Origin of the sequence: Paenibacillus sp. RU5M (assembly GCF_900221055.1) — a bacterium.
GTDB lineage: Bacteria > Bacillota > Bacilli > Paenibacillales > Paenibacillaceae > Paenibacillus > Paenibacillus marchantiae.
Map to the genome: position 1 here is coordinate 128,850 of NZ_OBQM01000013.1, position 11,604 is coordinate 140,453.

Here is an 11,604-nt window from a genome sequence, read left to right on the forward strand (position 1 = left end):
TGAAGCGGGTCTTCCATGCTTATTGTTCAAATAAACAGTATTAACTGTGAATCTAACAACGGAGGCTCAGACAACCATGACTAACCGTAAAAAAGTACATGTTGTTTTTAAAACTCACCTGGATATCGGATTTACGCACTTGGCGGAAAACGTCGTAAAGCAGTACATGGAAGAGTATGTACCCAAAGCTATCGCTTTGTCCGCGCAGTTGGAAGCAGAGGGAGGACGAGAGCAGTTCATATGGACCACGGGTTCCTGGATGATCCGTCATTATCTGAATCATGCGTCCGAAGAGGGCAAACAGGCCATGGAACAAGCGATCCGCAAAGGTCATATCGTATGGCATGGATTACCGTTCACAACGCACACCGAGCTGATGGACCCCTCATTATTTCGCTACGGATTGTCCATCGGATTGGACCTGGATAAACAATTTGGCAAAACGACCATTGCAGCAAAAATGACGGATGTACCCGGGCATACCCTGTCTATGGTGCCTTTGATGAATGAAGTGGGTATCCGGTATATGCATCTTGGGGTTAATCCAGCTTCCATGCGCCCGGATGTGCCTAAACTGTTCAGATGGCAGGCAGCGGATGGCAGTGAGATCATTGTCAATTATGCGGACACCTATGGTGAGGCAGTCGAAATAGAAGGTATCGATGATATCTTGTTGTTTGCCCATACGGGCGACAATTGCGGACCGCCAAGCGCAGAAGAGATTCGTGAACAATTCCAGCATATCCAGGAAAGATACCCCGATGCAGAGATTATGGCGTCGTCTCTTGATGCATTTGCGGTGCACCTTGATCAGGTTCGGGACCAATTTCCTGTTGTACGTGAAGAGCTCGGGGATACTTGGATTCACGGAGGCGGTACCGACCCGCTTAAAATAGCCCGATTCCGCCAGTTGCAGCGGTTAAGAGACAAGTGGCTGACCGAAGGCCGGATCGATCCGGCAAGCGCAGAATATAAAGGCATGAGTGATGCCATGCTGCTGGTTGTGGAGCATACGTGGGGGCTTGATGTGAAGAAATGGCTTCCGGATTTCCGGAATTATGCCAAGCCTGACTTCAACCGCGCACGGGAAATGAACGAAGTCGATGTGGAGGATATCCCTGCAAAATTTCAATATATCGGTGCCTTCGCCATGGATGAGTTCGACAGTCATTCCAGCGGACTATTCTCTTCGGAGTCGAGCCGTCGTACCTATTCCATGATAGAGAGTTCTTGGGCGGAACAGCGGGAATATTTGGACACGGCTGTGGCGTGCCTGAGTGATGACAAGCAGAAGGAAGCGCGGCAAGCTTTTGAACAACTAAATCCAGTTAAAAGTGTGTTTTCCGGTAATGTATCTGCGGTAAGTCATCAAGTTTATAGCAGTGGCGGATACCGGCTGGCCTTCAATAACAATGGTGCACTGATTCAGCTGACGGACGAGAAGGGAAAGAATTGGGTGGACGCGAAGCATCCGTTCGGAGCCTATGCCTATGAAACCTTCGGGACGGAGGATTACGACAGGTATTTCCGTACCTATATGCAGAACCTGCCTGTGACACATCCTTGGGCGGATGCCGACTTCAACAAACCTGGCTTTGAATTTGTGCGCCCGCTGCCAAGCCATCAGGTGTACTTGCCAATCGTGACCGATATGCACAAGTCAGGCAATGCTCATGGCGATACGTATGGGTTCCGGTTGTCCATGCCAACAGAAAGTCATGAATTGTACGGAGCACCCAAGGAACTGGAACTGGTATATACGTTTTCACAGGCAGGAGTGGTAGAGGTTAGCTTGCAATGGTTTGGAAAAGAAGCGAATCGTCTTCCAGAGGCCAGTTGGTTTGGATGCGGACTGAAGGTGGATAACCCCAATCTGTGGATGATGGACAAGCTTGGAGGACGAATCTCTCCGTTGAATGTTGTAAAAGACGGCAACCGCAATCTGCATGCTGTAGACAAGGGAGTATTCTATGAGGGCACAGATGGTCAGGCCTCTATTGAAGCACTGGATTCCGCTTTGGTCGCACCTGGACAGAGAAGATTGCTGCAATTCGACAACTCGTTTGTTTCGCTTGAATCCGGATGGCAATTTAATCTGCATAACAATATCTGGGGCACCAATTTCCCAATGTGGTACGGCGAGGATGCCAAATTCCGCTTTCGACTAAATACAGCTGCAAACCGCAAATAAGAGAAGTTGATGTAGAATTTTACCAAAAATTGATGATCGGATAATAATCCTAGTACAATTGGAATCTATACTTGGATTTGTGAGTGAGGATGCTGTTTGAGCAGATCTGAACTGTTCGGAACTGTTTCTGAAATGAATTTGAAAAAACAGAATTTTTTTGTAAAATCCCTATTGCTTGAACGTAGTCATCCATGTATTATATACAAATAAAGCGTTTACATTTTCTTATATGTCAATTAAACCGGTTTAATTCTATGAGATGTTTTCCCGATTGAGAACCTCTATTGCATAAAAATTAAACCGGTTTAATTGTATCTACATCTGTACATAAAGGGTTTATTTCGTTAGGGAGGTGAGCGCCAACCAGAGCATATTCAGGCAAGTTAATGGCAAATCCAAACGTGGAGGGGTTTAGCTTGAAAAGGAAAAGCAACTTGTTAATTGTTCTTGTCCTAATCACGACATTACTAGGGGGATGCTCTGCATCTTCGTCTAACAACGAAAATGAGGAATCAACAGTGAAAGAACCTGTTGTTACGGACAACAGTGCCAAAGAAGCCCCGATGCTGGCAAAGCTTGTCGATGAAGGTAAATTGCCTGCCCTGGCTGAGCGCCTGCCGGCTTCCAAAGACATTATGGTTGAAGAGGTCGTCGAGGAAATCGGGCAATATGGTGGGGATTGGAACATGCCTTGGACTGGTGTTCCTGATAAGTGGGGGATAGGCCAACCGACAGAGGAAGCACTGTTTCGTTTCAACAAGGAAGGAAACAAGGTTGAGCCAAACGTAGCCAAGAGCTATGAAGTGAATGATGATTCCACCGTGTTCACCATCCATTTGCGGGAAGGCATGAAATGGTCCGATGGTGTTCCTTTCACAGCGGATGATGTTCTCTTTTATTGGGAGCATATGTTGACCAAAGAGACCTTTGGCAAAAAGATCTATGACGCTTATTATTCCGTTGACCCTGTTACCGGGGATAGAGCGTTGGCTGAAGTGAAGAAGGTAGATGACTACACGTTTACCGTAACTCACAAATATCCAAGTGTGCTCTTCCTGGAACGTGTGGCCATCGATAACAAGTGGTTCTTCGCTCCTGCACACTTTCACAAAACCATCCTTCCCGAGTTCGTAGGGGATGCCAAAACATTGGAGATTACGAAGCAATGGGGCTATGAAGATCCCAAAGTATTCTTGATGGAAACCGGGTATACGGATTGGCTGCACTACCAGATTCCTACACTCCGGGCATGGGTTCCAACCAATGATCCTAATGGCGATCAGTTTGTCATGGAGCGCAACCCGTACTACTGGAAAACAGATAAAGAAGGTAAACAGCTTCCGTATATTGACCGGATTGTAGCGACTAAGATTCAAGATCCGAGCCAAAAGGTACTTGGAACGCTTGCCGGCGATTACAACCTGGTGATCTTTGATTCCAAAGACTTCACGGTACTGAAAGAGAATGAGAAAAAAGGTGACTACCGAATCATCCCTTGGACACAACCAGCTTGGTCCAGCGCGGGAGTACAGTTAAACCAGACTACGGAAGATCCGAATCTCCGCAAACTCTTCCAGGACATCAAGTTCAGGGAAGCACTCTCCATTGGGGTGGATCGTAACCAGGTGTCTGAGATTGTGACCAGTGGGCTGGGAGAACCGATTCAAGCTTCTGTACCGGAAGGCGTAATGGGCTATCAGGAAGGGTGGGCCCAGCAGTGGGCGGAATACGATCCTGAACGCGCTAACCAAATTCTTGACGAGTTAGGTTTGAACAAGCGGGATAAAGACAACTTCCGTCTGAACCCTGATGGTTCCGAGTTGACGCTTACGGTGATTGAGAGCACGACTGATACAGCACCATTCCTTGAATTGCTTAAGAAATATTACGAGGATATGGGTCTGCGAACGAACCTGAAAGTGGTTGACGGAGGCACACATTTTGATATGAAATATGCCAACAAGATTCCGATGACTACCGAGAATATTTCTGTCGTCAACGTAGCCTTCCGACCGGATACCATGGTTCCGCTCCGTGTGATCACACCATGGTTCGGCCATTACGGCTTATACAGTCAATCTGGCGGCAAGGAAGGTGTCAAACCTGAAGGGGATGTCGCTAAAATCCTTGAGTATTGGGAAAAAGTGAAAGCAAGCAAGACACTGGATGAAATCAATCAGTATAGCAATGAGATCGTGAAACTGCACCAGAAGAATCAGTGGGTAATCGGATATGCGGGACCAACTCCGGTGCTGATTACAGCCTCGAATAAAATTCATAACATCCCTACGGATCTTATCTGGTCCGATGAGTATCGCTCGCTGGGTCAAGGCCATCCGGCACAATTTTTCATCAAGCAATAGCTGGTGAAGCATTCAGGTAAACAATAGTGAGGAAGGGATTTATCCTTGCTATTGTTTCCTTTTGTATCATTCACACGGTGCAGAGGAGAGGAATAGATGTTTGAATACATTTTAAAACGAATCCTGTTGGCCATTCCTGTTGTTGTTGTGATCTCCTTTATCGTCTTCTACATTATTCAATTGCCACCTGGCGATTACGTATCCTCCTACTCGGCCAAGATGTCCGCTTCGGGCGATATCATGACCCAGGCTGAGATGGATGACATGCGGGCGAATCTGGGGCTCGACAGGCCAATCTATGAACAATATTTCGTCTGGGTAAAAAAAATAATCCTGCATGGCGACTTTGGTTTCTCATTCAACTACAACAAACCGGTGATGGCGGTGATCCAGCAGTATATGGGACTGACTCTGGTCGTCTCGCTGGTGACAATGGCTTTCCATTATATAATCGCGATTCCGGTTGGGATCTACACGGCGGTAAAGCAGTATTCTGCGGGCGATTATTTCTTCTCCGGCCTGAGCTTTATCGGAATGGCAACGCCCAACTTTTTGTTAGCCATTATTCTCATGTTCTTTTCCTATAAGTGGTTCGGTAATCCATTGCTCGGTTTATTCTCCAACGAATACGTGAATGCGCCGTGGTCCCTGGACAAGGTAAAAGACTTAATGCAGCATATGGTGATTCCGGTTATTGTTATCGGACTTTCGGGTACTGCGGATCTGATTCGGATCATGCGCGGACAAATGCTCGATGAGTTGAACAAACCGAATGTTATTACTGCCCGCGCCAAGGGCTTATCAGAGATGCAAATCCTGTTCAAGTATCCGACACGTGCAGCCTTGAATCCTATTGTGAGTACCTTTGGCTGGTCACTGTCCTCCATCTTTACCGGCGCTACCATTACAGCAATCGTATTGAACCTGCCGATTCAAGGGCCAGTTATGCATAATGCATTGCTCGGTCAGGACATGTATCTTGCTGGAACCTTTTTATTGATCATGGCTTTGCTGACGGTTCTCGGAACATTGATTTCCGATATTTTGCTGGCTTGGCTTGATCCCAAAATACGTACAGAGTTCAGAGGATCCTAATGATGAGACCACTACCGTTATTTAAAGGTCAAAGGCCGGCAGTCCCAGTTACAGCAGCACCAAAAGAAACTGTATACAGCTCGCAGTGGCGGCTGATATATCAGAAATTCAAGAAACACAAGTTGGCCCGGATCAGCATGTACATTCTGGGCGCATTTTACATCATCGCACTGTTCGCACAGTTAATCGCGCCGTATGGGCTGCAAAGCTATGACAGCAAATATGTGAATGCCCCGCCAATGGGACTTCGATTCGTTGATGCGGACGGCAAGTTTCACATCAAGCCGTTTGTATATGAATTGAAGAGCGAGCGTGACCCCGAAACATTGCGTAAAATGTTTGTCCCGGATACCGAAAAAAAGCATTTCTTCAAGTTCTTTGTAAAGGGAGAAGAATATAAGTTTCTTGGTCTGATCCCCATGTCGACGCATTTGTTCGCTGTAGATGAGCCAGGGCGGATATTCCTGCTGGGTACGGACGGTATGGGGCGTGACCTGTTCTCCCGGATCGTGCTGGGCAGTCAAATCTCCCTAAGCATCCCGCTGGTCGGCGTAGGCATTAGCTTTATTCTGGGTTTGATTATTGGAGGCATCTCCGGTTATTTTGGCGGCTGGATTGATTCCATGATACAGCGCATCATCGAAATCATACGTTCCTTTCCGACGCTGCCGTTGTGGATGGCACTATCCGCTGCAATTCCGCCACGTATTCCGGTCGTGACCATGTATTTATACATCGTGATCATCTTCGCATTTATTGGCTGGACGGATCTGGCACGGGTGGTCAGAGGCAAGTTCATTTCGTTGAAGAATGAAGATTATGTAATAGCTGCAAAGATCGCTGGTGTAGGAGACGCAAAGATTATTGTCAAACATCTGCTGCCAGGCTTCATGAGTTATTTAGTCGTGGCGACAACCCTGGCGATTCCGAGCATGATTCTGGGTGAGACGGCTATGAGCTTTCTCGGTCTGGGCGTTCGTTCGCCGGCAACCAGTTGGGGTGTGCTGCTTCAGGAGGCGCAAAAAATTGAAAATGTGGCCCTGTATCCATGGAAGCTCATTCCACTCGCTTTTGTCATTCTGACTGTATTGACCTATAACTTCATCGGCGATGGTTTGCGCGACGCGGCTGATCCGTATAAAAAATAATTGTCCAAATACTAGGCAAGCGAGGGGATAGCATGGCAACTCAAGCTGTTGAGAAGGAGCAACCTTTACTGTCCGTTCAAGACCTGAAGATTCGGATTCAGATGGAAAATGGCGTCATGAATGCCGTGGATGGAGTCGACTTCAATATATACAAAGGCAAAACCCTTGGGCTTGTGGGGGAATCCGGCTGCGGCAAAAGCCTGACAAGTCGATCGATCATCAGTATCAATCCCAAGGAATGTGAAACGAGTGGAACAATCACTTACAATTCCGACTCTGAATCGACTCTCCATGGTCTGAATCTTTTGTCTCTTAAGCCGACGGGCAAGCAGATCCGCTCCATCCGTGGGCGCAAAATCTCGATGATCTTTCAGGAGCCGATGACGGCCTTCTCACCGATGTATACCATCGGGAATCAAATCATGGAAGCGATCCGAATTCATCAGACGAGGAATAAGAAAGAGGCCAAAAGAATCGCGTTAGAGATGCTTAGCAAAGTCGGGATTTCCGATCAGGCCAAGCGTTTCGATCAATATCCGCATGAATTCTCGGGAGGGATGCGTCAGCGGGCGATGATCTCCATGGCATTGTCCTGTAACCCCGAAATTCTGATTGCGGATGAGCCCACGACGGCGCTCGATGTGACCATTCAGGCTCAGGTACTCGAACTTATGAAAAGCCTGCAGGCGGAGTTTGGCATGGCCATTCTGCTGGTGACCCATGATCTGGGTATTATCGCCGAGATGTGTGATGAGGTTGCGGTGATGTACCTCGGAAGAATTGTTGAGCAGGCTCCAATGAGGGAAATCTTCAACAATCCGAAGCATCCCTACACGAAAGGGTTACTTAAATCGATGCCTAGACTGGGAGGGAATAAAAGCAAACGGCTGGATTCCATCGAAGGTTCCGTTCCGATGCCGATTAACATGCCTCCAATGTGCGGATTCTATGATCGCTGCAAGGACAGAATTGAAGGCGTATGTAATCAACAAGTTGTACCGAAAACCGCGATTTCCGACCAGCATATGGTCAGATGTTTCTTGTACGCGGACCAGAGAGAAGGAGAAGCATAATGACCAAACCCATTCTTGAAGTCCTCAACCTGAACAAAAGCTTTCAGGTCAAATCCAAAAAAGCCCTGTTCAAAAAGCCTAAACCCATTCATATTTTGAATGAAATTTCATTTGAACTCCTTGAAGGGGAGACGCTCAGTATTGTCGGGGAATCTGGATGTGGAAAAACGACGCTCGGACGCTGTATCGTTAGAGGTGTGGATGCTTCTTCAGGCAGTGTAGTCTATCATGCGGAAGATGGAAAAGAAGTGAATTACCTAAACTTGAAGGGCAAAGAGATCAAAGCATATCGCAAGGATATCCAGATGATTTTTCAAGACCCGTATTCCTCACTCAGCCCCCGGATGAGCGTATTCGATATTATCGCCGAACCGCTGATTGCAAACTTTAAGCTGAGCAGGGCTGAGGTAGAAGCGAAAGTGATGGAGATTGCCGAGAAAACAGGTCTGAATGTAGGTTACCTGAAACGTTACCCACATGCATTTTCGGGAGGACAGCGGCAGCGGATAGCCATTGCGCGTGCGCTGATTACACAACCCAGACTGATTGTCTGTGATGAAGCGGTCTCTGCGCTGGATGTATCGATTCAGGCTCAGATTATCAACCTGCTCAAAGATTTGCAGGAGCAATTCAAGATCACATATATCTTCATCTCGCATGATCTTTCCATCGTACAGAACATTTCCGACCGGGTAGCAGTTATGCATCTGGGCAGAATTGTGGAACTGGCGACAACGGAATCATTGTTCTCGAATCCTCAGCATCCCTATACGGAGGCGCTAATGTCAGCCGTGCCCCAACCGAATCCGGATTTTAAAAAAGAACGAATTATACTGGAGGGGGAAGTACCGAATCCGGCCAATCCGCCAAGCGGCTGTCATTTTCATCCCCGATGCTCGTATAAGACGGATAAATGCATCCAGCACGTTCCTGAACTCCGTGAAGTAGGATATAATCATTTTGCTGCCTGTCATTATGCAGAGCAGCTTCAGCTTCGCGGCGTTCCAATCGAGACTGAGGATGAGATGCACTCCAGGACATCCTAACCAACGACATGAACCTGACGATACCATCAGTCATCTTTGAACTCGCGAGCACGAAATCGAACTAGTGTTGAGGAGAGGTTGTTCCTAATGGCAAAGATTGATGATGTAGCCCGTCTGGCGGGTGTATCCAAGGGAACGGTATCCAACGTATTCAGCCAGAAAAGGCCAACGAGCAAAAAGGTAACCGAGAAAGTGCTGCAAATCTCGAAGGAATTGAATTACGTGCCGAATCATATTGCAAGAAGCTTGGTCACCAAGAAAACAATGGCGATCGGGCTTACGATTCCGCACGGCAAATTCTTTTTCAGCGTGTTCCATAATCAGTTTATCAATGGTGTCATTCTGGAAGCTTCCAATTACGGATATCGGGTGCTTCTGGACATGATTGCTGCCGAAGAGGTGAAGACACCTTCACTTGCGAGCTATCCTATTGACGGGGCCATTGTGCTGGGACCTACAGAAGAGGATGACCGGATCAATCTGCTGTATCAGCATGACATTCCGTTTGTCACGATCGGCAAAATCATTAACAAGGGACTTCAGGGTGTTTCTACCGTCAATAACGATAATAAACAGGTTATGCGCGATATTTGCGATTATCTGCTCGGACTGGGTCATCGGAACATTATGTTCCTGAACGCCGGGGAGCAGATGACGGTTTCCATTGAACGGTCGGAAGAGTTCGTCCAGGTGCTGCAGGAGCATGGTGTGATGATCCAGCCCGGAATGATTCATTATAAACCGGGTATTCATTCAGACAAGTATATTAAATACGGCTATGATGAGACACTTCATAATGTGAAGAATCCCATGGGGAGGGTTACGGCCATTATCGCAGACGACGATCGTACTGCATTTAGCGCCCTTAATGCCATCAACGACGCGGGTCTGCGTGTGCCGGAAGATATCTCTTTGTTTATCATCTGCGGTGATCAGTCCATGATGCACCAGGTAAGACCCTCTTTGACGGGAATGGATCTGCAACCATCTGAGCTGGGTGTTCAGTCGGTAAGGCTGCTCATGCATAAGCTGGGTATTCTAGAGGGATCGTACGAGAATAACAAGATTGTGCCTAGCAAAATCATAGAAAGAAACTCTTGTTCCTCGATCAAGAATTAGCAAGAATGAGTTTCGGATGTCGTGAGGTTAAATATGATAACGTTTACATCCTGGATGGGCAACTCTGTACCTTTTGAATATTATGTTCGAATTCTGATCAGTGCTGTGCTTGGGCTGTTAATCGGATTCGATCGAACCCATAAGAACAAACCGGCAGGCGTAAAGACGTATACATTTGTCACTGTCGCTTCTGCGCTCATTACAATCGTATCCATTGAGAGTGTTGAAGTGTACGGACAGCTGCATAACCGAACGATGATGGACCCAATGCGTCTGGCGGCTCAAATCGTCTCGGGCCTTGGCTTTCTCGGAGCAGGACTCATTATGAAGGCCGGATTTGAAGTGAAAGGTTTGACATCTGCAGCAATGATCCTATTTGCAGGTGGGGTCGGTATTGGCACGGGCGCCGGTTTCTACGGAATTGTGACCTTTTCGATGGCGGTAGCTTTCTTTTTCATCCGGGTTGGGGGTTGGATTGAGAAGTGGGAGCACAAGAAGCTGGTGGCAAAGGAAGAAAAGAAAGACTTGAGTGCTTAAATGGTTGAGTATTTTCAGCAAATGAATAAGCGTATTCGATAGAAAGTTTTGAATACGCTTATTTTATTCAAATAACGAAGAATGCATAGTTATCCCAATCCTTATCTAGAACACTAATTTATAAATTACATAACCTATCATCAATAATATAATGAGGATTCCAGTGCCTTTCCATCCCAACCCGCCAACTAAATCTGAGAAGCTTCCAAATTGAGCACGATTTATGCCATCACCAAACGTACCCATGGGGTTTCCCTTTAATTCTTCTTGTCTCAAACGTTCTCTTTTTTCTTCGCGTGTATCTTCTCGGAAATCCATGTAACCACCCCTGAGATTTAATTTTTTTTGGTAAACAGAACCTATATTCAAAAAGAGCACAGGTGATCCGGATAAGTCAGGAACGCTTTGTGCTCTTTGCTGTATTCAAATGATGTAGGACTTATGGTTAGATGCTAAGATCAAAATTGGGCTCACACATATAGTCGATCGGGTAGAGATCGTCTCTCGCCGAGATTAATGCACGGAGCTGAAGGTAGCGATGATGGGGCTGTTCCACAACACCACCGATAGAATAGGGGACAAGATCGGCTACAACGAAAACATCATCTGCATGGTTACATTTGAAGATTACGTTGTTCGGGTTACACACTTCCTCCATATAACTGTAGGTCATGACATGGAAGGAACGTGCTTTCCAATTCGTCTTAATCACTTTATAGGACTGTGTCCGTACAAGATCAAGGTAACGATTCAGTGCAAAGGTATGCTCGAACTGAGTGATGTACCCCTTTTTATCCACATCAATCGTAAATTCCACATCATAACTTACGTGAAACTCTTCCTGGTACGTTCCCTTCATCATCTTCATCGCATCAAAGTATGATCCGAATTCGGGATCTTCCATATAGGGAATGGCAATGAGTTCAGCGTTAACGTGATGAGTAATCTCGCTGTTGCTTGAAACACCCATATTAAACTTGGTAGGTTGAAGATCAATTGACCCAATCATGTTCCCTGGGAAACCGGGACTGC

The 11,604-nt window shown here is 46.7% G+C and carries 10 protein-coding genes; 8 read left to right on the forward strand and 2 right to left on the reverse strand.

Going from position 1 to position 11,604, the window contains the following annotated elements:
* The first annotated feature begins 76 nt into the window (after positions 1-76).
* The 8 genes from CRO25_RS28120 (at position 77) to CRO25_RS28155 (ending at position 10,572) form a co-directional block, all read left to right on the forward strand.
* Entirely contained in the window at positions 77-2,191 is a 2,115-nt protein-coding gene (locus CRO25_RS28120; protein ID WP_072735656.1) for a DUF5054 domain-containing protein, read from the forward strand.
* Positions 2,192-2,607: 416 nt separating this feature from the next.
* Positions 2,608-4,554 (forward strand): ABC transporter substrate-binding protein, encoded by a 1,947-nt coding sequence (locus CRO25_RS28125; RefSeq protein WP_244552241.1) that lies wholly within the window; start codon positions 2,608-2,610, stop codon positions 4,552-4,554.
* A gap of 96 nt (positions 4,555-4,650) precedes the next feature.
* The gene (locus CRO25_RS28130) at positions 4,651-5,649 is read left to right on the forward strand and encodes an ABC transporter permease (protein ID WP_063567156.1); all 999 of its coding nucleotides are present in this window, start codon (positions 4,651-4,653) and stop codon (positions 5,647-5,649) included.
* On the forward strand, positions 5,649-6,797 hold the full coding sequence (locus CRO25_RS28135; RefSeq protein WP_256863769.1) for an ABC transporter permease: 1,149 nt from the start codon (positions 5,649-5,651) through the stop codon (positions 6,795-6,797). Before CRO25_RS28130 ends, CRO25_RS28135 begins: the two co-directional genes overlap by 1 nt.
* A 32-nt stretch (positions 6,798-6,829) precedes the next feature.
* Positions 6,830-7,870 (forward strand): ABC transporter ATP-binding protein, encoded by a 1,041-nt coding sequence (locus CRO25_RS28140; RefSeq protein WP_063567158.1) that lies wholly within the window; start codon positions 6,830-6,832, stop codon positions 7,868-7,870.
* A complete protein-coding gene (locus tag CRO25_RS28145) occupies positions 7,870-8,916 on the forward strand; it encodes an ABC transporter ATP-binding protein (protein WP_063567159.1) in 1,047 nt (348 codons plus the stop codon). Before CRO25_RS28140 ends, CRO25_RS28145 begins: the two co-directional genes overlap by 1 nt.
* A gap of 87 nt (positions 8,917-9,003) precedes the next feature.
* Complete coding sequence (locus CRO25_RS28150) at positions 9,004-10,035, forward strand: LacI family DNA-binding transcriptional regulator (protein WP_079697237.1); 1,032 nt, start codon at positions 9,004-9,006, stop codon at positions 10,033-10,035.
* 33 nt (positions 10,036-10,068) lie between these two features.
* Entirely contained in the window at positions 10,069-10,572 is a 504-nt protein-coding gene (locus tag CRO25_RS28155) for an MgtC/SapB family protein (protein ID WP_079697238.1), read from the forward strand.
* A 105-nt stretch (positions 10,573-10,677) separates the two neighbouring features.
* On the opposite strand, the gene CRO25_RS28160 is transcribed toward CRO25_RS28155, so the two are convergent.
* Together CRO25_RS28160 and CRO25_RS28165 are read right to left on the reverse strand one after the other, a co-directional pair.
* Positions 10,678-10,890, reverse strand: coding sequence for a DUF6366 family protein (locus tag CRO25_RS28160; RefSeq protein WP_063567161.1), 213 nt, complete (start codon positions 10,888-10,890; stop codon positions 10,678-10,680).
* Positions 10,891-11,017: 127 nt separating this feature from the next.
* Positions 11,018-11,581 (reverse strand): hypothetical protein, encoded by a 564-nt coding sequence (locus CRO25_RS28165; protein ID WP_143806609.1) that lies wholly within the window; start codon positions 11,579-11,581, stop codon positions 11,018-11,020.
* Positions 11,582-11,604: the final 23 nt, after the last annotated feature.

Coding starts and splice junctions, on each gene's coding strand:
- CRO25_RS28120 (WP_072735656.1), top strand. CDS start 77: ATGACTAACCGTAAAAAAGTACATGTTGTTTTTAAAACTCACCTGGAT.
- CRO25_RS28130 (WP_063567156.1), top strand. CDS start 4,651: ATGTTTGAATACATTTTAAAACGAATCCTGTTGGCCATTCCTGTTGTT.
- CRO25_RS28135 (WP_256863769.1), top strand. CDS start 5,649: ATGATGAGACCACTACCGTTATTTAAAGGTCAAAGGCCGGCAGTCCCA.
- CRO25_RS28140 (WP_063567158.1), top strand. CDS start 6,830: ATGGCAACTCAAGCTGTTGAGAAGGAGCAACCTTTACTGTCCGTTCAA.
- CRO25_RS28145 (WP_063567159.1), top strand. CDS start 7,870: ATGACCAAACCCATTCTTGAAGTCCTCAACCTGAACAAAAGCTTTCAG.
- CRO25_RS28150 (WP_079697237.1), top strand. CDS start 9,004: ATGGCAAAGATTGATGATGTAGCCCGTCTGGCGGGTGTATCCAAGGGA.
- CRO25_RS28155 (WP_079697238.1), top strand. CDS start 10,069: ATGATAACGTTTACATCCTGGATGGGCAACTCTGTACCTTTTGAATAT.
- CRO25_RS28160 (WP_063567161.1), bottom strand. CDS start 10,890: ATGGATTTCCGAGAAGATACACGCGAAGAAAAAAGAGAACGTTTGAGA.
- CRO25_RS28165 (WP_143806609.1), bottom strand. CDS start 11,581: ATGATTGGGTCAATTGATCTTCAACCTACCAAGTTTAATATGGGTGTT.